At 72.9% G+C, this 25,465-nt stretch carries 14 protein-coding genes and 1 pseudogene; 9 read left to right on the top strand and 6 right to left on the bottom strand.

Annotated features, from left to right (window positions below; all coding sequences use genetic code 11):
• The first annotated feature begins 178 nt into the window (after positions 1 to 178).
• The 4 genes from ABTY56_RS14285 to ABTY56_RS14270 all read left to right on the top strand — a co-directional run bounded on the left by ABTY56_RS14285 (position 179) and on the right by ABTY56_RS14270 (position 9,013).
• The gene (locus tag ABTY56_RS14285; protein WP_502893113.1) at positions 179 to 3,022 is read left to right on the top strand and encodes a glycoside hydrolase family 3 C-terminal domain-containing protein; all 2,844 of its coding nucleotides are present in this window, start codon (positions 179 to 181) and stop codon (positions 3,020 to 3,022) included.
• Positions 3,023 to 3,235: 213 nt separating this feature from the next.
• Positions 3,236 to 4,219 (top strand): acetylxylan esterase, encoded by a 984-nt coding sequence (locus ABTY56_RS14280; protein ID WP_350629052.1) that lies wholly within the window; start codon positions 3,236 to 3,238, stop codon positions 4,217 to 4,219.
• A 220-nt stretch (positions 4,220 to 4,439) separates the two neighbouring features.
• On the top strand, positions 4,440 to 6,722 hold the full coding sequence (yicI, locus tag ABTY56_RS14275; protein WP_350629051.1) for an alpha-xylosidase: 2,283 nt from the start codon (positions 4,440 to 4,442) through the stop codon (positions 6,720 to 6,722).
• Between the two features lie 152 nt (positions 6,723 to 6,874).
• Complete coding sequence (locus ABTY56_RS14270; protein ID WP_350629050.1) at positions 6,875 to 9,013, top strand: alpha-galactosidase; 2,139 nt, start codon at positions 6,875 to 6,877, stop codon at positions 9,011 to 9,013.
• A 155-nt stretch (positions 9,014 to 9,168) separates the two neighbouring features.
• Here the strand turns inward: ABTY56_RS14270 and ABTY56_RS14265 are convergent, their stop codons facing one another.
• Together ABTY56_RS14265 and xylA are read right to left on the bottom strand one after the other, a co-directional pair.
• Positions 9,169 to 12,222, bottom strand: a complete 3,054-nt coding sequence (locus ABTY56_RS14265; RefSeq protein ID WP_350629049.1) for a glycoside hydrolase family 2 TIM barrel-domain containing protein — start codon at positions 12,220 to 12,222, stop codon at positions 9,169 to 9,171.
• A 94-nt stretch (positions 12,223 to 12,316) separates the two neighbouring features.
• The gene (gene xylA, locus ABTY56_RS14260) at positions 12,317 to 13,489 is read right to left on the bottom strand and encodes a xylose isomerase (RefSeq protein ID WP_350629048.1); all 1,173 of its coding nucleotides are present in this window, start codon (positions 13,487 to 13,489) and stop codon (positions 12,317 to 12,319) included.
• A gap of 99 nt (positions 13,490 to 13,588) precedes the next feature.
• Between xylA and xylB the strand changes: the two genes are divergently transcribed.
• Together xylB and ABTY56_RS14250 are read left to right on the top strand one after the other, a co-directional pair.
• Complete coding sequence (xylB, locus tag ABTY56_RS14255) at positions 13,589 to 15,019, top strand: xylulokinase (protein WP_350629047.1); 1,431 nt, start codon at positions 13,589 to 13,591, stop codon at positions 15,017 to 15,019.
• 69 nt (positions 15,020 to 15,088) lie between these two features.
• Complete coding sequence (locus ABTY56_RS14250) at positions 15,089 to 16,246, top strand: ROK family transcriptional regulator (RefSeq protein WP_350629128.1); 1,158 nt, start codon at positions 15,089 to 15,091, stop codon at positions 16,244 to 16,246.
• A gap of 21 nt (positions 16,247 to 16,267) precedes the next feature.
• Here the strand turns inward: ABTY56_RS14250 and ABTY56_RS14245 are convergent, their stop codons facing one another.
• From ABTY56_RS14245 to ABTY56_RS14230, 4 genes and pseudogenes are all read right to left on the bottom strand, one after another.
• Complete coding sequence (locus ABTY56_RS14245; RefSeq protein WP_350629046.1) at positions 16,268 to 18,271, bottom strand: alpha-L-fucosidase; 2,004 nt, start codon at positions 18,269 to 18,271, stop codon at positions 16,268 to 16,270.
• Between the two features lie 148 nt (positions 18,272 to 18,419).
• Positions 18,420 to 19,181: a FadR/GntR family transcriptional regulator gene (locus tag ABTY56_RS14240; protein WP_350629045.1), complete on the bottom strand. Its 762-nt coding sequence runs from the start codon at positions 19,179 to 19,181 to the stop codon at positions 18,420 to 18,422.
• Positions 19,182 to 19,412: 231 nt separating this feature from the next.
• Positions 19,413 to 20,750 carry an L-fuconate dehydratase gene (locus tag ABTY56_RS14235; RefSeq protein WP_350629044.1) on the bottom strand — a complete coding sequence of 446 codons (1,338 nt, stop codon included), beginning with the start codon at positions 20,748 to 20,750 and terminating at the stop codon, positions 19,413 to 19,415.
• A 53-nt stretch (positions 20,751 to 20,803) separates the two neighbouring features.
• Positions 20,804 to 21,196: pseudogene (locus tag ABTY56_RS14230) on the bottom strand (fumarylacetoacetate hydrolase family protein); the annotation flags it as partial.
• 348 nt (positions 21,197 to 21,544) lie between these two features.
• On the opposite strand from ABTY56_RS14230, the gene ABTY56_RS14225 reads away from it, so the two are divergent.
• The 3 genes from ABTY56_RS14225 (at position 21,545) to ABTY56_RS14215 (ending at position 25,270) form a co-directional block, all read left to right on the top strand.
• Positions 21,545 to 22,597, top strand: coding sequence for a sugar ABC transporter substrate-binding protein (locus ABTY56_RS14225; protein WP_350629043.1), 1,053 nt, complete (start codon positions 21,545 to 21,547; stop codon positions 22,595 to 22,597).
• Between the two features lie 68 nt (positions 22,598 to 22,665).
• Positions 22,666 to 24,255: a sugar ABC transporter ATP-binding protein gene (locus tag ABTY56_RS14220; RefSeq protein ID WP_350629042.1), complete on the top strand. Its 1,590-nt coding sequence runs from the start codon at positions 22,666 to 22,668 to the stop codon at positions 24,253 to 24,255.
• Entirely contained in the window at positions 24,239 to 25,270 is a 1,032-nt protein-coding gene (locus tag ABTY56_RS14215) for an ABC transporter permease (protein ID WP_350629041.1), read from the top strand. The genes ABTY56_RS14220 and ABTY56_RS14215 overlap by 17 nt, the downstream gene beginning before the upstream one ends.
• Positions 25,271 to 25,465: the final 195 nt, after the last annotated feature.

Genomic DNA, 25,465 nt, shown 5'->3' with positions numbered 1-25,465 from the left:
CGCTTGAATGTTTCGGCGAGACTAACCACGCGTTTCCAATTGGGCAAGAGCCTGAACAAAAGCAAAATCCATTGTTTCCGGGGTAGTTGACAGTTTCCTTGGGTCGTGTCAGCGTCGATGCGCTTCGACTAGTGACCATCGAGCCCAGTCAGCCCGAGGGGTATTCCACGTGAGTTCCGTGCCGGCGCCCGCAGCCGACCTGCCCGCCTTCCGCAATCCCGCACTCGCCCTGCGCAAGCGTGTCGACGACCTGCTCCACCGGCTCACGCTCGACGAGCGGATCGCGATGCTGCACCAGTACGCGCCGGCCGTACCGCGCCTGGGTGTCGGCCCGTTCCGTACCGGCAGCGAGGGCCTGCACGGCGTCTCCTGGCTCGGCGTGGCGACGGTCTTCCCGCAGGCCGTCGGCCTCGGCGCCAGCTGGGACGAGGACCTGGTGCACCGGGTCGCGGAGGCGGTCTCCACCGAGCTGCGGGCCTTCCACTACCACCGCCCGCCCGCGATCGGCAGCCCCGAGCGCGGGCCCAACTCCCTGCAGGCCTGGGCCCCCGTGCTCAACCTGCTGCGCGACCCGCGCTGGGGGCGCAACGAGGAGGCCTACTCCGAGGACCCGGTGCACACCGCGCGGGTCGGCGAGGCGTTCTGCCGGGGACTGTCCGGCGACCACCCGACCTACCTGCGCACCGCCCCCGTGCTCAAGCACTTCCTCGCCTACAACAACGAGGAGGACCGCTGCACCACCTCCTCCGGAGTGCGCCCGCGCGTACTCCAGGAGTACGACCTGGCCGCCTTCCGCCCCGTCGTCGCCGCCGGCGCCGCGACCGGCGCGATGGCCGCCTACAACCTGGTCAACGGCCGCCCCTGCCACGTCAGTCCGCTGATCGAGGCGGAGCTGCGCCGCTGGGCCGAACCGACCGGCCACGAGCTGTTCGTGGTCAGCGACGCCGAGGCCCCCTCCAACCTGGTCGACCCGGAGCACTACTTCGACGACCACGCCGAGTCGCACGCGGCCGCGCTCAAGGCCGGCATCGACAGCTTCACCGACCACGGCGAGGACAGCGACACCGTGGTCGGCCGGCTGCGCGAGGCACTGGAACGCGGCCTGATCGACGAGGCCGACGTGGCCCGCGCCGTCCGCCGCCAGCTCGAACTGCGCTTCCGGCTCGGCGAGTTCGACCCCGAGCTGGACCCCTACGCCGCCACCGGCCCCGAGGTCGTCGACAATCCCGAACACCGCGCCCTGGCCCGGCAGGCCGCGACCGAGTCGACGGTCCTGCTCAAGAACCAGGGCCTGCTGCCGCTCGACCCGGCGCGAACCCCGCGGATCGCCGTCATCGGCCCGCTCGCCGACACCCTCTTCGAGGACTGGTACAGCGGCACCATGCCCTACCAGGTGAGCATCACCGCCGGACTGACCGCCGCCCTCGACGCCCACGGCGGCGAGGTCGTCCCGGTGGAGGGCTCCGACCGGATCACCCTGCGCTCGCGCACCACCGGCGAACTGCTCGGCAAGTCCGCCTTCGACGTGACGGACTGGGGTGCCGGCGCCTCCACCCTGCGCGCCGCCGACACCGGCCACTACCTGACCCTCAAGGACGACGACGGCCTCGCCGCCGACCGGGAGATCATCAAGAGCTGGGACGTCAAGGAGACCTTCCGGTTCGAACAGGACGGCCCCGACGTGCTGCTGCGCTCGGTGTTCACCGGACGCTACGCCGCCGTGGACCCGGTCGACGGCCGGGTCGGCGTCACCGCGAAGACCGCGGAGGAGGCCGAGCGCTGGCACCGCGAGCTGGTGCGCGACGGCATCGCGGAGGCCCGGGCGGCCGCCGCGACGGCGGACGTCGCCGTCGTCGTCCTCGGCAACCACCCGATGATCAATGGCCGCGAGACCGAGGACCGCGCCGACATCGCCCTGCCCGCGGGGCAGGAGGGACTGCTGCGCGCCGTCGCGGCCGTCCGCCCGGACACCGCCCTGGTCGTGATGAGCAGCTACCCGTACGCCCTCGACTGGGCCGACGAGCACCTGCCCGCCGTGGTGTGGACCTCCCACGGCGGGCAGGAGACGGGCCACGCGCTGACCGCCGTCCTGCTCGGCGAGGCCGAGCCCGCCGGCCGGCTGCCGCAGACCTGGTACCGGGGCGACGACCCGCTGCCCGCCCCGCTCGACTACGACATCATCAAGGCGGGGTGGACCTACCAGTACCACGGGACCGCCGCCCGCTACCCCTTCGGCCACGGGCTGTCCTACACCGACATCGCGTACCGCGACCCGCGCCTGTCCGAGCCGTCGATCGGCCCGGACGGCGAGGTCGACCTCACGGTGACCGTGGAGAACCGCGGCCGGCGGCCCGGCAGCGACGTGGTCCAGGTCTACGTCCGGGCCCTGGACACGCGCTACGAGGCACCCCGGCTGCGCCTCGCCGACTTCCGGAAGGTCCGCCTGGAGCCGGGGGAGAGCCGCGAGCTGACGTTCCGGCTGCCGGCCGAACGGCTCGCCCACTGGGACGTCGCCACCGGCGCCTTCGCCGTCGATCCCGGCGACTACGAGGTCGTCGTGGCGCGGTCGGCCGAACACCCCGTCCTCGTCACGCCGCTCACGGTCACCGGGGCGGCGCCCGCTCCCCGCGCCGTCGTCGAACGGACCGTCCGGGCCGTCGACTTCGACGACCACGCGGACGTCACCATCGTCGACGCCACCCGTACCAGCGGCGACGCCGTCACCCCCACCGACCCCGGGCAGGCCGCGGCGCTGCTGTTCCGCGCCTCCGACCTGACGGGGGCCGTCCGGATCGAGGCCGAGACCGCCCGCGAGGCCGGCGAGGACGGCGCCGCCCGGCTGGAGATCCGAGCCGGCGGGCACGTGCTGGCCGGGATCGACGTGCCCGTCACCGGCGACCGCTACGCCTGGACGACGGTCACCGCCGAACTCTGCGCCCCGCTCGACGGCGTGCACGACCTGAGCCTGACCCTGCACGGGGACTTCCGGCTCTCCGCGTTCCGCTTCGGCGCGGCAGGCTGACGCCTCCCGCCCCACCGACCGGCGGCCCGCCCCTGGGGGAGGCGGGCCGCCCACCATCTCCGCCCACCATCTCCGCCCGGCACCCGGCGCCGCGATGCCCGTCCGGTACCGCTTCCGCTCCGCACCCCTCACCGCCGCCCGGAGGCGGCCCCCATGACGCTGCTCACACCCCACCACGCCGGCTCGTCGTCGCACCACCCGGAGGAATCCCCCATGCCGCCCACGGACCTCGGACTCGACGAACTCCTCCGGTACCGGCCCGAGTTGACAGACCCGCAAGACTTCGACGAATTCTGGCGGCGGACCCTCGCCGACGCCCGCTCGCACGGTGGGGCGGTCAAGGCCGAACGCGTCACCGAGCAGTACTCGCTGCGCACCGTCGAGGTCGACGACGTGCGGTTCCCCGGCTGGAACGGCGAGCCGGTGGCCGCCTGGCTGCTGCGCCCGCGCGGCATGGACGGGCCGCTTCCCGTCGTCGTCACCTACCTCGGCTACTGCGCCGGCCGCGGGCTCCCCACCGAGCACCTGTTCTGGCCCTCCGCGGGCTACGCCCAACTCGTCGTCGACAGCCGCGGTCAGGGCCACGACACCCCCGACCGGGGCATCGGCGACGGCACCCAGTGGGTCGAAGGCTTCATGACCAAGGGCATCGACTCGCCCGAGAACTACTACTACCGGCGGCTGATCACCGACTGCGTGCGCGCCGTGGACGCCGTCGCGCACCTGCCCGGTCTCGACACCGGCCGGATCGTGCTGACCGGCGGCAGCCAGGGCGGTGGCCTGTCCCTGGCCGTGGCAGGGCTCAGCGGGGACGGCGTGGCGGCGGTGATGCCCGACGTCCCCTTCCTGTGCCACTTCCGCCACGCCGTCCGGATCGCCGGCGAGGGGCCGTACCCCGAGATCGTCAAGTACCTGCGCTGGCACAGCCGGCACCGCGTGGAGCCCGCCCTCGCCACGCTCGACTACTTCGACGGCGCCCACTTCGCCCGGCGGGCCACCGCTCCGGCCCTGTTCAGCGTGGGCCTGATGGATCCGGTCTGCCCGCCGTCGACGGTCTACGCCGCGTTCAACCACTACGCGGGCGAGGACCGCACGATGACGGTGTGGCCGTTCGCCGACCACAGCGGAGGGTGCGGCTCCAACCCGCCCGCCCAGCTCGCCTGGCTGCACGGGCGCGGCCTCGGGCCCGAGCTGTGACCGCAGCGCGCTCCGGCGCGGGGCCGGCCGCGAGCCCCCGGCCTTCCCCGACCCGCCCGCAGGATTCCGGTTCGGCGCCCCCACCGCCGCCGAGACCCGGGAGGGCCGGCCCGTCGTTCCGCGTCGACCACGACACCGTCACCCGCACGCCCAAGGACAGCCACCACTGGTACCCGGGCCTGATCACCGCGCACCGCGCGCGGACGGAGGAAGCCTCCCGATGAAGTTCACCGACGGCTACTGGCTGATGCGCCCGGGCGTCACCGCGCGCTACGCCACCGAGGTCGCCGACGTCCGGACCACCGAGGACCGGATGACCCTCTACGCGCCCGTCAAACACGTGCGTGGCCGCGGTGACACGCTCAACAGCCCGCTGCTGACCGTCGAGTGCTGGTCCCCGGCCGAGGGCGTGATCGGCGTGCGCACCACCCACCACGCCGGATCGGTGCGGCGCGGACCGGAGTTCGCGCTGCCCGGCGCCGAACAGGGCAGCGGGAAGGTGCGCCGGGACGGCGACGTCGTGGAGCTCTGCGCCGGCGAGCTGGCACTGCGGGTGGACTCCTCCGCGCCCTGGCGGCTGGAATTCACCGCCGGCGGTCGGGTCCTGACCTCGGTGGGTGAGCGCGGCACCGGCTTCGTCACCGACGCCGACGGCCGGCACCACATGCTCGGACAGCTCGCCCTCGGCGTCGGCGAGCTGGTCTACGGCCTGGGGGAGCGGTTCACCCCCTTCGTCCGCAACGGCCAGGTGGTGGACATCTGGCAGGCGGACGGCGGGACCAGCAGCGAACAGGCCTACAAGAACGTCCCGTTCCACCTGACCAACCGGGGCTACGGGGTCTTCGTCAACCACCCCGGCAGGGTCGGCTACGAGGTCGGCTCCGAGTCCGTCGGGCAGGTCCAGTTCAGCGTCGAGGACCAGTCCCTGGAGTACTTCGTCATCCACGGACCGACCCCCAAAATGATCCTGGAGCGCTACACGGCGCTCACCGGCCGCCCCGCGCTGCCCCCGGCCTGGGCGCTGGGCCTGTGGCTGACCACCTCCTTCACCACCGAGTACGACGAGGCCACCGTCAGCCGCTTCGTCGGCGGCATGGCCGAGCGCGGCATCCCGCTGAGCGTCTTCCACCTCGACTGCTTCTGGATGCGCGAGTACCAGTGGTGCGACTTCGTGTGGGACCCGGACACCTTCCCCGACCCGGCCGGCATGCTGGCCCGGCTCAAGGAACAGGGGCTGCGCATCTCCGCCTGGATCAACCCGTACATCGCGCAGAAGTCCGCTCTGTTCGCCGAGGGGATGCGCGAGGGACACCTCGTGCGGCGACCGGACGGCAGTGTGTGGCAGTGGGACCTGTGGCAGCCGGGCATGGCACTGGTGGACTTCACCGACCCCGCCGCCCGCGACTGGTACACCGGCAAGCTGCGCGCCCTGCTCGACGTCGGCGTGGACTGCTTCAAGACGGACTTCGGCGAGCGCATCCCCACCGACGTGGTCTGGCACGACGGCTCCGACCCGGAGCGGATGCACAACCACTACACGCACCTGTACAACCAGGCGGTGTTCGAACTGCTCCGCGAGGAGCGCGGGGAGGGCGAGGCGCTCCTGTTCGCCCGTTCCGCCACCGCCGGCGGCCAGCAGTACCCGGTGCACTGGGGCGGCGACTGCGAGTCGCACTTCAACGCCATGGCGGAGTCGCTGCGCGGGGGCCTGTCCCTCGGCCTGTCCGGCTTCGGCTTCTGGAGCCACGACATCGGCGGCTTCGAGGGCACCCCCACCCCCGCCGTCTTCAAGCGCTGGACGCAGTTCGGCCTGCTCTCCTCGCACAGCCGGCTGCACGGCAGCAAGTCCTACCGGGTGCCGTGGGACTTCGGCGAGGAGGCCGTCGACGTCACCCGCGAGTTCACCCTGCTCAAGCACCGGCTCGCGCCCTACCTCCAGCGCGCGGCGCAGCAGGCCCACGCCACCGGCGTCCCCGTGATGCGCGCGATGGTGCTGGAGTTCCCGGACGACCCGGCCGCCGCCGCGCTCGAGCGGCAGTACATGCTCGGCGACGACCTGCTCGTCGCCCCGGTCTTCACCGAGGACGGCACGGTCGAGTACTACGTGCCCGAGGGGACGTGGACCAACGTCCTCACGGGCGATCAGGTCACCGGCCCCCGCTGGGTGCGCGAGCAGCACGGCTTCCACACCCTGCCGCTGCTCGCCCGCCCGAACTCCGTCATCCCGCTCGCGGCGGACGACCAGCGCCCGGTGTCCGCCTGGGCGGAAGCCGTCGAACTGCGGGTCCACGCCTTCGCGGACGGAGCCGAGCGCACCGTCGTGATCCCGCGCGGCGACGGGCCCGGCGAGAGTGCCCGCTTCCACGTGCGCCGCACCGGCGACCGCCTCCGGGTGACCACCGACAGCCCGCACCCGTGGCGGCTGCGGATCGGCGGCCCGGACGGCGCCGTGCACGTCAGCCCCGCAGGCACCTTCGAGGCCGAACTGCCCCACCTGGCCTGAGGCCTGCCCCCGACGCGAGGTCCCGCGCCACCGCACCGTGGCGCGGGGCCTCGTCCCGTACCGGGCAGCGGCCGCCCACGTCACCGACGTTGCCGCCGACGTGGGCGGGTAGGACGACTGAACCAGGACCCACCTCCCCGAACGAGGACCACATGACTGAATCGAACGTCGTCGTGTTGTCGGCCGGTGATGCGGCCCTCGCGCTCGACCTCGCCGGACCCGAGCTGCCCCGGGTGCTGCACTGGGGCGTCGATCCCGGCTTCCGGGCCGGGGACGCCGAGCAGGTGCTCGACGCCATGGGCCGCACCTCGCGCCACCGGGCCGGGAGCCTGATGCCCTCCCAGGGGCAGGGCTGGTTCGGACGGCCGGCCCTGGCCGGGCACCGCGACGGCCGGGTCCGCCCCCCGCGTTTCGAGCTCGCCGAACCGGTCGGCGTACGCGCCCGGGACGGCCGGGGCGGTGTCGTCCGCCTGCGGGCCCTGGACCCTGGCGCGGGACTCGCACTGGACACCGAACTGCACATGACGGAGCACGGCGTGGTGCGGCTGCGCCACGCCCTGACCAACACGGCGACCGACGCCTACACCCTGGACGCGCTGGCGTGCGTGCTGCCGGTACCCGCCCACGCCGTGGAACTGCTGGACTTCGCCGGCCGCTGGGCCCGTGAGCGCTCGCCGCAGCGCGCCCCGCTGCGGCAGGGCGTGTGGTCGAGGGAGAGCCGCCGTGGCCGGACCGGCTTCGACGCCGGGCTGCTGCTCACCGGCACCGAGGGCTTCGGTTTCCGGCACGGCCAGGTCTGGGGCGTGCACTCCGCCTGGAGCGGCAACCACGTCCAGTACGCGGAGCGGCTGGCCGACGGGACGACGGTCCTCGGCGGCGGCGAACTGCTGGACGCGGGAGAGATCCGGCTGGCGGAGGGCGAGTCCTACCGCACCCCGTGGGTGTACTTCGCGATCTCCGGCACGGGTCTGGACGGGATCAGCCGCGGATTCCACGGCATGCTCCGAGACCGGCCCCGACACCCGACCACTGCCCGGCCGGTCACCCTGAACATCTGGGAGGCGGTCTACTTCGACCACGACCCCGAGCGGCTGCGCGCCCTCGCGCACACCGCTGCGACGGTCGGCGTGGAGCGGTTCGTCGTCGACGACGGCTGGTTTCGCCACCGCCGCCACGACCGGGCCGGCCTCGGCGACTGGTACGTCGACGAGAAGGTGTGGCCCGACGGCCTCGGCCCGATCGCCGACCACGTCCACGGGCTCGGCATGCAGTTCGGTCTCTGGGTCGAGCCCGAGATGGTCAACCCGGACTCCGACCTGGCCCGCGCCCACCCCGACTGGTTCCTCGCCGATGCCGAACGCCTCCCGTTCGAGCAGCGCAACCAGCACGTCCTGGACGTCGCGAACCCCGACGCCTACGCCTACCTGCTGGAGCGGATCAGCACCCTGGTCGGGGACGTGGGCATCGACTACCTCAAGTGGGACCACAACCGCGACCTGGCCGACGCCGTCCACGACGGCCGACCCGGCGTACACGCGCAGACGACGGCGGTCTACCGGCTCCTGGACGAACTGCGCAGCCGCCACCCCGAGTTGGAGATCGAGTCCTGCTCCTCCGGCGGGGCCCGCGCCGACCTCGGCATCCTCGAACGCACCGACCGGATCTGGGGATCGGACAACATCGACCCGATCGAACGCCAGGCCGTCCAGCGCTGGACCGGCCTCCTCCTGCCCTACGAGCTGATCGGCTCCCACGTCGGCTCCGCACCCGCCCACATCAGCCGTCGCGACACCACGCTCGCCTTCCGCTGTGCCACCGCCCTGTTCGGACACGCCGGCATCGAGTCCGACATCTCCGGTTGGTCACGGGACGACCTGGACGCGCTCACCGCGTGGGTCGGCGCCTACAAGCAACTGCGGCCGCTGCTCCACGGCGGCGACGTCGTCCGCACCGACCACCCCGACCCGGCCGCCTGGGTCCACGGCGTCGTCTCCCGGGACCGGACCCACGCCGTCTTCGCCTACGTCCAGCTGGACACCTCCGTCGCCGAGAACGGCGCGCCCGTACGCCTGCCCGGCCTGGAGCCCACGACCCGCTACGCCCTGCGGGTGCGCCCCGAGCTGTCCTCCCCCGAGCACACCTGGCCCGCCTGGGCACGGCGTACGACCGCGCTCACCCTGACCGGCCGGTACCTCGCCCAGGTCGGCCTCGCCGCCCCGGGCCTGACCGACCGGCCCGGCAACGCACTGGTGATCGAAGCGCAGGCACAGCCACCCGCCTCGGGGGAGTGAACCTCGCCCGCCCCACCGGCTACCGCGACGGAGCGAGCCGGGCCGTGCTCCCGGCACGGCCCGGCTCGGTCACGGATGCGGTCACGGATGCGGTCAGCGGGTGCCGGGGAGGTGCCGGCAGACGCGGGAACGCTCCGCGAGGCCCGTTCCCGTCGTCATGAGCGGTGGAGCGGTGTGAGGAGGAGGGTGAAGTCGGCGGTGCCGACTTCGAGCCGGTGCTGGGGCAGGACGCCGGGACCGCAGGCGGCGCTCCCGAGGCCCTGGACGGCGTGGTCGGTGTGCAGGTGGACCACCGGGCCGGGGGCCGGTTCGGTCCGGTGCCGGGCCGCGGCGAGTTCCCGGTCGGTCCAGCGACGGGCGGAGAAGTGGAAGAGCTCCTCGCCCCGGACACGGACGGCGGCGGAGCCGTCGCCGATCTCGGCCCACCGCACGTCCATCCGGTTGCCGTTCTCCTGCGGGCGCACGTAGGGCGTCTGCAGTTGGTCGACCGTGGCGTGGAAGCGTCCGACCCGGACCGCGTGGCGCGAGTCGGGGTAGGCCTCTCCCGGGCCCGCGCCGAACCACTCGGTCAGCGACCAGTCGGCCGGCAGTTCCCACGCGAGACCGATCCGGGCCAGCGGAGGTGCGGCGTTCCTGCGGAGCAGTTCCTGCTGTTCCTGCGGCGGCAGTTCGGAGTCCACCACGGAGTCGGTGGAGCGGATCGTGTACTCGGGCCAGTGACCGACCGGTTCGGCGTGCACCTGGAGGCGCAGGCCGGTTCCGTCGCTGGTCCAGCGGTAGGTGGTCAGGTAGCCGCAGGCGACCGCGGCGGCGGCGCTGCGGACCACGACGGTCAGGCCCCCGGGGCCGGGGTCGACGGACACGGTGCGGTGCCGCAGCCGGTCCAGGCCCCGGTCCTTCCAGTAGGCGGCGTCCTGCTGGCACCAGCCGCCGTGGTCGTTGTCCGTGGGGGCGCGCCACAGGTTCAACCATGGTCCTCGGAGGGGCAGTCGACCGAGGGTGAGCAGACGTCCGGTCGTGGGGTCGAAGCGCCCGGGCCCGAGCACGAGGTGCCGGTCGGTGACGCCCGCCGCCACCGGCGGGCCGTCCGGGCGGCGGCGGCCGCTTCCCCGGTCGGTCGTGGGCAGCGGGAGTTGACCCCAGGCGACCACGTGGCCCTCGGGGGCCCACGCGGTGGCCTCGGCGAGCTCCGCCCGGACGGTGAGCCAGCATTCGCCGTCGCCTTCGCCGTCCGGCCCGCTCGGCAGGTCGAACGCGGGCAGCGGCAGCCGGCCGTGCTCCCCGGCCGCCAGCTGCGGCGTGGGCAGCTCACCCCGGGCCAGCTCGGTGCCCTCGCACTCCAGCGACCAGGTGAACCGCAGGTGGGAGAGGCCCAGCACCTCGTAGTGGTTCTCGATGGTCAGCGTGTCGGCCGTCGGCCCGGGGCCGATCCGGACCGGGGCGATGACCTTGGCGTACTCCAGCAGGCCGGGCGAGGGGGTGCGGTCGGGGAAGACCAGGCCGTCGCAGATGAAGTTGCCGTCGTGCAGGTCCTCGCCGAAGTCGCCACCGTATCCGAAGAACTCGCGGCCTTCGGCGTCGTGCGTCCGCAGCCCCTGGTCCATCCACTCCCACACCCAGCCGCCCTGCACCCGCGGGTACTCGTCGAAGAGCCGCGCGTACTCGGCCAGGCCGCCGGGCCCGTTGCCCATCGCGTGGCCGAACTCGGTCAGGAAGAAGGGCATGCGGTTGCGCGGATCGTCGGCCGGGTCGCCGGAGCCGGGCCGCGCGGGGTAGTGGATCTCGCCCGGGAGCAGTTGCCCCCGCCCGATGCGGGCGACGGCCGCGGGCGGGCGGTACATCTGGCCGAGGACGTCGGTGTACTCCGCGAGCCGGTCGCCCTCGTAGTGGATCGGGCGGGAGGGATCGCGCCGGCGCACCCGGTCGGCCATCGCGCGCAGGTTCTCGCCGTCGCCGGCCTCGTTGCCCAGTGACCAGAGGACGATGCCGGGGTGGTTCTTGTCCCGCTCGACCGTGCGTTCGATGCGGTCCAGGTACGCGTCGCGCCATCGCGGGTCGTCGGACGGGTTCCGTTGCCAGGGTTGCGGGTCGGCGTACTCGAACCCGTGGGTCTCCAGGTCGCATTCGAGCGTCACGTACAGGCCGAGCTCGTCGCACAGGTCGAGGAAGGCCGGGTGCGGCGGGTAGTGGGAGGTGCGGACGGCGTTGATGTTGTGACGCTTCATCAGTTCGACGTCGCGGCGCATGGTGTCGACGGAGAGGGTGCGGCCGTGGTCGGGGTCGAACTCGTGCCGGTTGACCCCGCGCAGCACGACACGGCGTCCGTTGACCCGCAGTACTCCGTTCTCGTCGACGGCGATGGAGCGGAAGCCGATTCGGATCCGCACGCGTTCGCTGTCGGTGGCCAGCCGGGCCTCGTAGAGGTGTGGGTCCTCCGCGCTCCAGGGCCGCACCGCCGGGAGCCGTAGCTCGCTCCCGGCCGGCTGATCGCGGACGCCGAGGGCGGGGACGCTGATCCGCACCGGCGCGTCCGCGTCCGCGTCCACATCCACGCGCAACCGGCCCGCGCCGGTGGCGGCGTCGTAGTCGGCGTGGACGAAGACGTCCCGGATCCCGCCGACCGGGCGGGCCAGCAGTGCCACGTCGCGGAAGATGCCCGACAGGCGCCAGGTGTCCTGGTCCTCCAGGTACGTACCGGCGGAGAACTGGTGCACCCGGACGGCCAGCACGTTGCGGCCGGGCCGCAGCAGCGTGGTCGCGTCGAACTCGGTCGTCAGACGGCTGCCGTAGGTGACGCCGAGTTCGGTGCCGTTGAGCCAGACCCGGGCACAGGAGTCCACGCCCCCGAAGCGCACCACGGCCGGCATGCCGTCCCAGGACTCGGGCAGGTCGAAGACCCGGCGGTAGTCCCCGGTCTCGTTCTCGTCCGGGACGAAGGGCGGGTCGAGCGGGATGGGGTAGGAGACGTTGAGGTAGATCGGCCGGCCGTAGCCGCGCAACTGCCAGTGCGAGGGGACGGGGAGGGCGTCCCAGGAACCGTCGTCGAACTCCGGGTCCTGGAAGCCGTCCGGTTCGCCGTGCAGCGTCGGCGAGAACCGGAACGCCCACTGCCCGTTGAGATCGATCCTGGGGGCATCGGAATCCAGGACCGCGCGTGGGGCGAGCCCCCCACGGCCGCTCGCGAAGTCCTCGAAATAGCGTGCCGACATGTGCGGTCCTCTCGTTGAAGCGCTGGGCGGCGGCAACGGACCGGGCCGGGCCGGGCCGGGCAGACGGCGCGGCCCGGCTCGGTGGTGGATCCGGTCAGCGGGCGCCGAGGAGGTGCTCGTAGGCCAGCTGGTCGAGCTGCTCGAAGGCCATGCCGCGGCCGGCGGCGGCGTCGACGTCGAAGTCCTCGAAGGCGGAGCGGTCCGCCAGGAGGCCGGCGAGGCCGTCCTGGGCCGTGGGGCGGGCGAGTTCGGGCAGCCGCGAGGCGGCGAGCGCGGCCCGGACCTCCGGGTCGGCTCGGAAGGCGCGGGAACGCTCCGCCAGCAGCAGGTAGTTGCGCATGCAGGCGGCTGCCGAGGCCCACACGCCGTCGAAGTCCTCGGTGCGCGGCGGCTTGAAGTCGAAGTGCCGTGGCCCGTCGTAGCCGGCCGACTCCAGCAGGTCGACGAGCCAGAAGGCCTGCCGCAGGTCGCCCGCGCCGAAGCGGAGGTCCTGGTCGTACTTGACGCCGGACTGGCCGTTGAGGTCGATGTGGAACAGCTTGCCGTGCCACAGGGCCTGGGCGATGCCGTGCGGGAAGTTCAGCCCGGCCATCTGCTCGTGGCCGACCTCCGGGTTGAGGCCGACCCGGTCGGGGCGTTCCAGCTCGTTGATGAACGCCAGCGCGTGGCCGACGGTGGGCAGCAGGATGTCGCCGCGCGGCTCGTTGGGCTTGGGCTCGATGGCGAAGCGCAGGTCGTAGCCCTGCTCCTCGACGTACTCGCCGAGGAGGTCGAAGGCCTCCTTCAGCCGGTCGAGGGCCGTGCGCACGTCCTTGGCCGCCCCCGACTCGGCGCCCTCGCGCCCGCCCCAGGCGACGTAGACCGAGGCGCCGAGCTCCGCGGCCAGGTCGATGTTGCGGATGGTCTTGCGCAGCGCGTAGCGCCGTACGTCGCGGTCGTTGGCGGTGAACGCGCCGTCCTTGAAGACGGGGTGGGTGAAGAGGTTGGTGGTGGCCATCGGCACCTTCAGCCCGGCCGTGTCCAGGGCGGCGCGGAAGCGCTTGACCAGCTGCTCGCGCTCGGCGTCGCCGGCGCCGAAGGGGATCAGGTCGTCGTCGTGGAAGGTGACGCCGTGGGCTCCGAGCGCGGCCAGCCGTTGCACGGTCTCGACCGGGTCGAGGGCGGGCCGGGTCGCGTCGCCGAAGGGGTCGCGCCCCTGCCAGCCGACGGTCCACAGGCCGAAGGTGAACTTGTGCGCGGGGGTGGGGACGAGCGGGTCGCTGGACATGACGCGGCTCCGAATCACGTGCGGAGGGGTGTTTGTCAGGGCCCTCAACAAATTAGTATGCCGGAACGTCAAAAGGGAACCCACACACCGGAGGAACACATGGCCGAGCAGCGCGTCGTGATCGGTGTCGACAGCTCGACCCAGTCCACCAAGGCCCTGGCCGTCGACATCGACACCGGCGACGTGGTGGGCGAGGGCCGCTCCCGGCACACGGTCGGCACGGGCGCCGGCCGGGAGAGCGATCCCGAGCAGTGGTGGGAGGCGCTCGGCGAGGCCGCGGTGCGCACGGGCTGGGCTGACCGCGCGGCCGCCGTCTCCGTCGCCGGCCAGCAGCACGGCCTCGTCACCCTGGACGCGGCCGGCCGCCCGGTCCGTCCGGCGCTGCTCTGGAACGACGTCCGGTCCGCGCCGCAGGCGGCCGAGCTGCGCGACGCGCTCGGCGCGGCGGAGCTCGCCCGCCGGACCGGCAGCGTCCCGACCGCCGCCTTCACCGCCCCCAAGTGGGCCTGGCTGCGCGCCAACGAGCCCGCCGCGGCCGACCGCGTCGCGGCCGTCCGCCTGCCCCACGACTTCCTGACGCAGCGGCTCACCGGCGAGGCCGTCACCGACCGCGGAGACGCCTCGGGCACCGGCTGGTGGGGCCCGGACGGGTACGACCAGGACATCCTCGCCCGCATCGGCCTCGACCCCGCGCTCCTGCCCCGGGTCCTCCCGCCCGGTGCCCGGGCCGGCGTCGTCCGTCCCGGCCTGCCGCTGCGCGAGGGGACGCCGGTGGCCACCGGCACGGGCGACAACATGGCGGCCGCCATCGGGCTCGGCCTGCGCCCCGGGCAGCCGGTGCTCAGCCTCGGCACCTCCGGCACCGTCTACGCCGTCGGCCGGGAACGGCCCGCCGATCCGAGCGGCACCGTCGCGGGCTTCGCCGACGCCCTCGGCCGCTGGCTGCCACTGGCCTGCACGCTCAACTGCACCCTGGCCGTCGACCGCTTCGCCGCCCTGCTCGGACGCGGCCGCGAGGAGGTCGAGGAGGGCGGCACCGCGGTCGTCCTGCCCTACCTGGACGGCGAGCGCACCCCGGACCTCCCCGGCGCTTCCGGTCTGGTCCACGGGCTGCGCCACGACACCACCCGGGGGCAGCTGCTCCAGGCCGCCTACGACGGCGCCGCCCACGCCCTGCTCGCGGCTCTGGACGGGGTCCTGCGCGCAGGAGGCGAGGACCCCGAGGGCGACGAGCCACTGCTGCTGATCGGCGGCGGCGCCCGCGGCCCGGCGTGGCAGCGGACCGTCCTGCGGCTCTCGGGCCGGGCGGTCCAGGTGCCCGAGGCGCAGGAGCTGGTCGCGCTCGGCGCCGCCGCCCAGGCCGCCGCGCTGCTCACCAGCGAGCCCGCGGACGCCGTGGCGCGCCGTTGGCGGACGGCCGAGGGCCCGGTGCTGGAGGCCGTGAAGAAGGACGAGGACGCGCTGATGCGGATCGGGGATACCCTGCGTCGGGCCGGGGCCTTGCAGGGCGCCCCGGCCGAGGACCGGTAGGAGGGGCGCGTGACGGTGGTGGTCAGGGCGGGCAGGGGGCTGGAGAACGGACCCGCGTCGCAACAGGACATGCGGCGGCAGAACCTCTCGTTGGTCCTCGGCGCGGTCGCCGGGCACAGCCCGCTCTCCCGCGCGGACGTCGCCGGGCGCATCGGCCTGACCAGGGCGGCCGTCTCCTCCCTCGTGGACGAGCTGATCGGCCGCGGAGCCCTGACCGAGGCGGCGGCCACGGCCAGCGGACGGGTCGGGCGCCCCGGCCGGGCCCTGGCCGTGAACGACCGCGGCCCGGCCGGCCTGGGGCTGGAGATCGGCATCACCCACCTCGGCGCGTGCGTGGTGGACCTGCGCGGCGAGCCCCGGGTGTGGCGCCGGGTCGAGCGGGCCAACACGGGCCGGCCGGTCGGGGAGGTCCTGGCGGAGACCGCCGCGCTGGCGGCCGACGCGCAGGCCGAGGCCGCCGCCCTCGGCCTGCGCGTCGAGGGCCGCGTCCTGGCGGTCCCCGGAGTCGTGGCGAACCAACCGGCCGGGCTGGTCGAGCGCGCACCCAACCTCGGCTGGCGCGGTGTCCGCCCGGCCGACCACTGGCCCGACCCGGACACCGCGCCCGAGCCGGAGAACGAGGCCAACCTCGGGGCGCTGGCCGAGTACTGGAGCGCCGAGCAGGCCGCGGAGACCTTCGTCCACGTCTCCGCCGAGGCCGGGATCGGCGCCGCCCTCGTCATCGACGGACGGCTGTTCCGGGGCGCCCGCGGCTTCGCCGGCGAACTCGGCCACATACCCGTCCGGCCGGACGGCGCCGACTGCGCCTGCGGCGCCCGCGGCTGCCTGGAACAGTACGCGGGCGACGCGGCGGTGCTGCGCGAGGCCGGTCTCGCGCAGCACCGCCCGGGCGACCCGGTCGCCCTGCTCACCGAGCGGGCGGCGGCCCGGCACGAGCCCACCCTGCGCGCGTTGGACCGCGCCGGGCAGGCCCTGGGCCTCGCCCTCGCGTCCGCCGTGGAGCTCATCGACCCGGACGCCCTCGTCCTGGGCGGCGCCTACGCCGAACTCGCCGAGTGGCTACTGCCGCCCGTGCGCGCCGAGTTGGCCGCCCGGGTCACCGTCCGCCCCTGGGATCCGGACGCGCTGCGCCCGTCCGCGCTGGGGCGGCGCGGCCCGCTGCTGGGCGCGGCGCTGACGACGGTGCGCCGGATCATGGCGGACCCGTTGCTCCTGCCCGCCGGGTGACCCGGGGCCCGTACCTCGCGGTCAGTCGTGCTCGACCACGACCATCGCGTGGCCGTCCCCGGTGGTGACCCGCACACGGACGTACTCGCCGTCGTACTCCCAGGGCAGCTCCTGCCCGGCCGGCTGGAGCCGCACGGAGCGCGGGGCGGCGGCGAGACGGACGGCGACGGGCACGTCGACCAGCGGGAACGGGTCGTGGACCAGGTCGAGTTCCGGCGTTTCCCGGGACGGGACGAAGCTGATCAGGTGCACCACGGTGCCCGTGGCGGTGCGCTTCACGGTGGTCTCCAGGTGGACCGGCCCGCCGGCACGGACGAGCGGGTCCGGCAGGAGCCGGTCCAGGGCGGCGCCGAGCAGCTGACGGTACGTCTCCAGGCCGTGTTCGTGGAAGGCCTCCAGCAGCGGCACGGTCACCGCGGCCACCCCGTCGCCGACGACGACGGCCGCCTCGTCGGTCGGGTCGGCCGGGGGCGTGTAGGAGTGGCCGCAGAACCGGTCCCAGGAACGAGGGAAGTAGGGTGCCACCACCCGGGCCAGGACCTCGGCGCCGGGCAGTGCCCGGGCGGTCAGCCGGGAGCCGTGGCTGATGACCGGGAAGTCCTCCGGGACACCGGGGACGCCCTGGCAGGCGAGGAAGACCTCACCGGCCGGCGCGGGCGCCAGGCCCTCGACGGGGAGATCGGGGAGGGCGGGCTCGGAGCCGTTCCTGAGCAGCGCCGGCCCGACCAGCAGCACGGCCCCGCCGGCCCGCCGGAACGCGAGCAGGCGCTCCGCCAGGTCGTCGTCGACCGTCGTGGTCTCCGGCACCACGACCGCCCGGTACCCGCTCAGGTCGGCTGTCGGCAGGACCACGTCGAACTGGGCCCGGAGCTGTTGCAGTGCCCGTACGGCGCCGATGTTGCTCGCGCCGGGGTTGTCGCCGAGGCCGGGGTCGGTGACCAGGGCGACCTCGCTGAGGACCTGTCCGCCTTCGACGAAGGGCTCGCACGCCTCGATGTGTCCGTAGACCGAGCCGATGAGCTCGTACACCGCCGGAGCGGCGACGCCCCGCGGGTGCAGCACGTCCCCCACACCGCCGGTCAGACCGTGGCTCAGCATCTGGCTGGTCTCGTAGAGCAGCGCCGCCCGCGGCTTGAGGGCCGCGTTGTCCCCCCAGCTCTCGTGGAACCGCCCGGTGTGGCTGAGCATCGGCAGCCCCAGGGGACGGACGAAGCGTGCCACGTACGGGAGGAACGCGTAGCCCCAGCCGCCGGTGGGCAGGCCCTCGATCTCGACGTGCCGGACGAACTGCCGCTCTTCGGGCAGCCCGGTCTTGGGCCGGCCGTTGAACCAGACGCTCTGGACGGCGTCGGCGGGCAGGACCTTCTCCACCATCGCGGAGTAGCGGGCCATGTAGCGCCGGGCCACGAGGTCCGCGTAGCGGTTCCGGTGGTCCGCGTCGGCCGGGTCCAGCCCCTCGCGGCGCATCCCGTCCACGGCCCAGCGGCTCACGCTGGGCTGGTTCCAGCACATGTCGATGAAGATGCCGTCGACCGGCGCGAAGCGCCGCAGCACCTCGTCCAGCTGGTCGGCGAAGTAGTCGGCGTAGGGGCTGGACATGTCGAGGATGTTCCAGGCCGCCTCGAACGCCGAGGTGCTCCAGCGGGCGAGCTTCAGGTCCTCGCCGTGCGCGATCCACTCGGGGTGCTCGCGGGCGGCGTACTCGTCGACCTGGAGCGACAGGTAGATCGGAGCACGGATGCCCTCGGCGTGCAGGGCCTCGACCTGCTCGGCGAGCAGGTCGAGGTCGGGAGCGAGCCCGGGGTGGCGCTCCGGGCGGTCGGTCCCGTAGTAGAGGTGGCCGTGGTGGCACTTGGCGAAGACGGTCACACTGTCGACGTGGGCGTCCTTGAAGGCCCGGGCGAAGGTCGCGGGGTCGAAGTCCCTTCCCACGTCGGGGATCTTGGGGCCGGTGTGGAAGTCCAGGTGCACCGTCCGGCGGGGGAAGCGACGGAAGGTGTGAGCGTTCACATCGATTCGGGTCATGTGATGGATTTATAGGCCGTGCGCGCCGAGGAGTCCAGGCAGTCGGGGGTAATACATCTGATGTATGTCCATATCGAGCCGACGATAGCGCGAAGATATGGCCGAAACCCTGATGTCGCGTTGGAGAATCATCGGATGCCTCTACTTGTCATCCGGACTCGCGGCGACTCGTTCCCTCATGGCGCCGCCGGGCCGGTCGCAGGTCCTGGTCGGCTGCCCAGAGGTGTGACTCCGCCTCGCCGAGGGTGTCGCGGAGCCACTGTTCGACCCCGGCGACGTGTGCGGTCGCCCAGGCGTGGGCGACCTCCGGCATGCGGCGGGAGATGGCGTCGAGGATGGCGCGGTGCTGCTGGCGGGTGCGGGCCACCGCGCCCTCCTCGGTCAGTCCGCGCCAGATCCGCGCGCGCGTGGTGGGCCCGGACAGGCCCTCGATCAGCGAACAAAGCACGGTGTTGCCAGACCCGGCCGCGATCCTGCGGTGGAACTCCAGGTCGTTGGCGATGAGATCGTCGAGCGACGGTTCCTCGTCCAGGCTCTCCAGCAGATCGCGCAGGGCGGCGATGTCCTCGTCGGACATGACCCGGGCGGCCATCGCGGTGGCCGCGGGCTCCAGGATGCGGCGGACCTCCAGGAACTCCAGGACCGTGTTGTCCTGGTGGAAGTCGACGACGAAACCCAGTGCGTCCAGGAGGACTTCGGGCGACAGGCTGGTCACGTACGTGCCGTCGCCCTGACGCACGTCGAGCACCCGGATGAGCGAGAGGGCCTTGACGGCCTCCCGCAGGGAGCTGCGCGAGAGGCCGAGCCGCTCGGCGAGGTCGGCCTCCTTCGGAAGCCTCGAACCGGGGCGGAGCTCACCGCTCACGATCATGGCCTTGATCTTCTCGATCGCCTCGTCGGTGACTGGCACGACTACGCCCTTCCTGGTCATCTGATCTTCGCAGCATAAGGGTTCCGCTCGGGCCGGCCACAGCGCTTCCCGGCACCGCAGCGCTTCCCGGCACCGAGGCCGGCCCGAGCGTCCGGCGGGGTCAGAGCTCCCACACGACAGGCAGCCCGGCGAGGAGCGAGGCGGTGGCGAGGCCGATCCCGGAGGCGCCGCCGGTGACGAGAGCCGTCAGTCCGTCGAGTTCTGCCGCGGTCATGCGCTCGCTCCCTCGGTCTGCGCCAGTTCCGCGGCCCAGAACGAGCCGTGCGGGTAGTGGTAGGTGTCCAGCGAGGACTGGTGCATGGCGGCGGAGAACCCGGGCGCGGTGGGGGTGCGGTAGTGGCCGTCGGTGATCACCACCGGGTCGAGGAAGTGTTCGTGGAGGTGGTCGACGAACTCGATGACGCGGTCCTCGGTGGTGCCGGTGAGCGCCACGTAGTCGAACATGGACAGGTGCTGGACGAGTTCGCACAGGCCCACGCCGCCGGCGTGCGGGCACACCGGGACACCGAACTTGGCGGCGAGCAGCAGGATGGCGAGGTTCTCGTTGACGCCGCCGACGCGGGCGGAGTCGAGCTGGAGGACGTCGATGGCGCCGGCCTGGAGCAGCTGCTTGAAGACGATGCGGTTCTGCACGTGCTCGCCGGTGGCGACCTTCACCGGGCTTACCTGTCGCCGGATGGCCGCGTGCCCCAGTACGTCGTCGGGGCTGGTGGGCTCCTCGATCCAGTACGGGTCGAACTCCGCGAGGGCCTTGGTCCACTCGATGGCCTCGGGGACGTTCCAGCGCTGGTTGGCGTCGATGGCGATCCGGATGTCCGGTCCGACGGCCGCGCGGGCGGTGCGGCAGCGGCGGATGTCGTCGGCGAGGTCGGCGCCGACCTTGAGCTTGATCTGGGTGAAGCCGTCGGCGATGGCCTCCTCGGCGAGGCGGGTGAGCTTCTCGTCGGAGTAGCCGAGCCAGCCGGGGGAGGTGGTGTAGGCGGGGTAGCCGCGCCGGAGCAGCTCGGCGGCGCGCTCGGGCGCGCCCTCCTTGCCGCGCCGCAGCAGTTCCAGGGCCTCCGCCGGGTCGAGGGCGTCGGCGAGGTAGCGGAAGTCGACCTGGGAGACGAGCCACTCCGGTTCGGCGTCGGCGAGCAGCTGCCAGAGCGGCTTGCCCTCGTGCTTGGCGGCGAGGTCCCAGACGGCGTTGACGACGGCGCCGATGGCCATGTGCATCACGCCCTTCTCGGGGCCGAGCCAGCGCAGCTGGCTGTCGCCGATGAGGTCGCGGTACAGCGAGCCGGGGTCGGCGCACAGCTCGGCGACCGGGCGCCCGACGACGTACCCGCGCAGCGCGTCGATGGCGGCGACCTGGACGTCGTTGCCGCGGCCGATGGTGAAGGTGAAGCCGTGGCCCTCGTGGCCGCCCGCCGAGGTGCGCAGGACGACGTAGGCGGCGGAGTAGTCGGGGTCGGGGTTCATCGCGTCGGACCCGTCCAGCTCCCGCGAGGTGGGGAAGCGGATGTCGTGGGTGTCGACGGCGGTGATCCGCGCGGTGGTTGCGGACAAGGGGGTGCCTTTCACGCGTCGATGAACGTCTGGCGCTGGGTGCCGAGGCCGTCGACGGACAGCTCGACGGTGTCGCCCGCCCGCAGGTAGCCGCGCGGGATCTGCACCTTGTCTCCGGGGCCGACGACGGTGGACGGGTCCTTCATGAAGAGCACCGGCCGCTCGGGGACGGCCGCCCCGGTCTCCTCCGCGTGGTCGCGGTAGTTGAGGCCGATGCAGACCACCCTGCCGGGACGGGCGACCGGGGCGCCCACCCGCAAGCCGGCCGCATCGAGGCGCGGCAGCGTCCCTTCGGCCAAGGCGCGCTGGACCCGGCCGATCCCGCCCGAGGCGAGGAAGGCCCCGTCGATGTCATCGGTCAGGCCCGCGAGGGTGTAGACCGTTCCGTCCTCGTCGCGGACGGCCTGGATCTCCGCTCCCGGCTCGCCGACTCGCAGCAGCTTCATGTGATGGCTCCCATCAACACATCAGATGTATCCGTGCTGCGATGACCATACGAGGCCTCACTGGACGCCGCAAGAATTCCTCCGATGTTTGCTCGTGGAGTGCCCCAGCTGCTTTCAACTACGCAGGTTAGTCCGTGCATTGGAGTCCCCGGGGAGGCAAGGGGAGAGGCCGGGATCACGGCCGGGAGTCATCCGAGGTTTCCTCTTGTCAGCCGGATTTCCGGCTCGTAAAGTCCTCCGCACCAGCAGCCATCCGATGACTGCCGCCGGATGCCCGGACGCCCCGCGATCCGCCTCCCACCCCGCGCCGCCGCGGCGCCGGCCTTCCCAGCCAAGGAGACCCGCACCATGAAGCCTCGCTCCTCCAGAATCGCGGCCACGGCCGCCGCCGTGGTCGTCCTGGCGGGCTTCGCCACGGCCTGCAACCGCGGCAGCGACTCGACCTCCTCCTCCGCCGCCGGCGGCAAGCCCTCGATCGGCGTCGACCTGCCCCGCGCGGACTCCGATTTCTGGAACTCCTATGCGCAGTACGTCAAGCAGGACGCCTCCTCCCAGGGCCTGAACACCCTGCCGGTCAGCAACTCCCAGAACGACGTCACCAAGCTGGTCGCCAACGTCCAGGTCTTCCAGAACACCGGCGCCAAGGCCGTCGTCATGGCTCCGCAGGACACCGGTGCGATCGCCCCGACCCTCGACCAGCTGTCCGCCAAGAAGATCCCGGTCGTCAGCGTCGACACCCGCCCCGACAAGGGCACCGTCTACATGGTGGTCCGGGCCGACAACAAGGCCTACGGCACCAAGGCGTGCGAGTTCCTCGGCAAGCAGCTCGGCGGCAAGGGCAAGGTCGCCGAGCTGCAGGGCGCGCTGAGCTCCATCAACGGCCGCGACCGCTCGGAGGCCTTCGCGGCCTGCATGAAGGAGAAGTTCCCCGGCATCCAGGTGATCGAGCTGGCCACCGACTGGAAGGGGGACGTCGCCTCGGCGAAGCTCCAGTCGACCCTTGCCGCCAACGCCGACCTCGGCGGCATCTACCTGCAGGCCGGGGGTGCCTTCCTGCAGCCGACTCTCGCCCTGCTCCAGCAGAAGGACCTGCTCAAGCCCGCCGGTCAGCCGGGGCACATCGCGATCGTCTCCAACGACGGCATCCCGCAGGAGTTCGACGCCATCCGCAAGGGCGACATCGACGCCACCGTCTCCCAGCCCGCCGACCTCTACGCCAAGTACGGGCTCTTCTACGCGCAGGCGGGTGCCGCGGGCAAGACCTTCCAGCCCGGCCCGACCGACCACGACTCCACCATCATCCAGCTGCCCAACGGCCTGGAGGACCAGCTCCCCGCGCCCCTGGTGACCAAGGACAACGTCGACGACAAGAGCCTCTGGGGCAACAACGTCGGCAAGTGACCCAAGCCTCCGCGGAGCACGGCACCCCAGGCCGCCCGCCCGCGGACCCATGGAGAGGACTCCCCGCCATGGCGGATCCCAGCCCCGTCCGGGGCCCCGTCGTCGAGGCCGACGGGATCAGCAAGCGCTTCGGCGCCACCGTCGCCCTCAGCGACGCCCGCATCTCGGTCGCCCCCGGCGAATCGCACGCCCTGGTCGGGCGCAACGGCGCGGGCAAATCCACCCTCGTCTCGATCCTCACCGGACTGCAGAACCCCGACACCGGCACCCTGCGGTACAACGGAGAACCCGCCCCCGCCCCCGGCGACACCGACGCCTGGCGCTCGCGCGTCGCCTGCGTCTACCAGCGCTCCACGATCATCCCCGCGCTGACCGTCGCGGAGAACCTCTTCCTGAACAGGCACAGCCTGGACCGGCACAGCCTGGACCGGCAGAGGGCCGGTGCGCTGCGCCCGATCAGCTGGAAGCAACTGCGCCACCGGGCAAGCGAGTTGCTCGCCGAGTACGGAGTGGATGTCGACCCGACGGCCCGTGCCGAGGCCCTGACCGTCGAGCAGCGCCAGTTCGTCGAGATCGCCCGCGCACTGTCCTTCGGCGCCCGGTTCATCATCCTGGACGAGCCCACGGCCAAGCTCGACGCCCGCGGCATCGAGAAGCTCTTCGACAAGCTCCGGGACCTCCGGCGGCAGGGCGTCGCCTTCCTGTTCATCTCGCACCACCTGCAGGAGGTCTACGAGCTCTGCACCACCGTCACGGTCTACCGCGACGCCCGGCACATCGTCACCGCCCCGGTCGCCGACCTCGACCAGCAGGCCCTGGTGGAGGCGATGACCGGCGAGTCCTCCCGCGGCGCGGAGCCCAGCTGGTCGGTGACCGGAAGGACGCTCCCGGACGGCGCGCCGCCGCTGCTCGACGTCACGGGCCTGAGCCTGGCCGGCCACTACCGGGACGTCGACCTGACCGCCAGGCCCGGCGAGGTGGTCGGCCTGGCCGGCGCCGCCGCCAGCGGCAACGTGCAGCTCGGCGAGACCCTCGCGGGCCTGCACCGTCCCGGGGCCGGAGCCGTCACCGTCGCCGGACGGCCGGTGCGCACCGGAAAGGTCCCCGCCGCGCTCGCGGCCGGCATCGGGTTCGTGCCCGAGGACCGCCACGTCCAGGGCCTGGTGCCCCAGCGCAGCGTCGCCGAGAACGCGACCCTCACCGTCACCGACCAGCTCGGCCCGTACGGCACCGTCCTGCCCTCGCGCACGCGGGCCTTCGCCCAGCGCATGATCGACGGCCTGGACATCAAGACCCCCGGACCGGCGACCCCGGTGTCCGCGCTGTCCGGAGGCAACCAGCAGAAGGTCGTCATCGCCCGCGCGCTGGCCACCGAGCCGCACGTCCTGGTCGCCATCCGGCCGACCAACGGCGTCGACATCAAGTCCAAGGAATCCCTGCTCGGCACCATCCGCCAGGTCGCCGACGAGGGCAGAAGCGCCCTGATCGTCTCCGACGAACTCGACGACCTGCGCGTCTGCGACCGCGTCCTGGCCATGTTCCAGGGGCGCGTGGTCGCCGAGTTCGAACCCGGCTGGAGCGACGAACAGCTGGTCGCGGCCATGGAGGGCATGTCCGGCCCGACCGACACGAAGGAAGGCAATGTCTCCCACCACTGAGCTCCCCGAGCTCCCCGGCGCGGCGGGCGGCGTCCCCGCAGGCCGCCGCCTCGACCTCGCCCGCTACCGCGACCTGTCGCTCGTCCCGGTCCTGTTCGTGCTGGGCGTCATCGGCTTCATCGTGTCGCCGGCGTTCCTCACCTCCGACAACCTCCTGGGCGTCGGCCAGCAGGCCACCGAACTGAGCCTGCTGGTCCTCGCCGAGGCGCTCATCCTGATCGCCGGGCGGATGGACCTCTCCCTGGAATCCACCATCGGCGTCGCCCCGGTGATCGCCGTCTGGCTCGTCCTGCCCGACCACGGCGCCCGCTTCAACGGCCTCGGGCTCTTCCCCACCTGGACCGCCATCCCCCTGTGCCTGCTGGTCGGCGCCCTCATCGGCGCGATCAACGGCTTCCTCATCCTCAAGCTGCGCCTCAACGGCTTCATCGTCACCCTCGGCGCGCTCACGCTGCTCCGCGGCCTCCAAGTCGCCGTCTCCCAGGGCCAGTCCATCGTCAACGTGCCGGACTCCTTCCGCTACCTCGGCAGCGCGAGCTGGCTCGGCGTCCCGGCCGCGATCTGGATCTGCGCCCTGCTCTTCCTCGCCGGCGGCAGCGCCCTCGCCTGGCTGCGGCACGGCCGCGCGCTGTACGCCATCGGCGGCAACGCCGAGGCCGCCCGGGCCGCGGGCATCCGCGTCGGCCGGATCACCTGGGCCGTGCTGATCCTCGGCGGCCTGCTCGCGGCCTTCGCCGGCGTCCTCTACACCGGCCACTACGGCTCCATCTCCGCCGACCAGGGCAACGGCTGGATCTTCCAGGTCTTCGCCGCCACCGTCATCGGCGGCGTCAGCCTCAACGGCGGCCGCGGCACACTCTTCGGCGCCCTCACCGGTGTCCTGACGCTCCAGCTCGTGGTCAACGTCATGACCCTGGCCGGCGTCCCGCCCCTGTGGAACCAGTTCCTCAACGGCGCGATCATCATCATCGCGCTGATCATCTCCCGCTACGCCTCCGGCGAGAAGCAGGAATAGCCCGAGGGCCGCCACCCGACGGCGCCGGACCCTCCCGTCCGGCGCGGTCGGGTCGTCGTGGCGGAGGAGGAGACGGGAGCCGCCGCCAGACCCGTCCTCAGGCAGACCCGACGGCGACCGGGATCACGTCGGGCCGAGACCCTGGGCACACCAGATGGTCTTGCCGTTGGTGGTGCGCCGGGTGCCCCAGCCCTG

Origin of the sequence: Kitasatospora sp. NPDC097691 (assembly GCF_040302665.1) — a bacterium.
GTDB lineage: Bacteria > Actinomycetota > Actinomycetes > Streptomycetales > Streptomycetaceae > Kitasatospora.
This window is presented reverse-complemented; position numbering and strand designations above follow the sequence as displayed.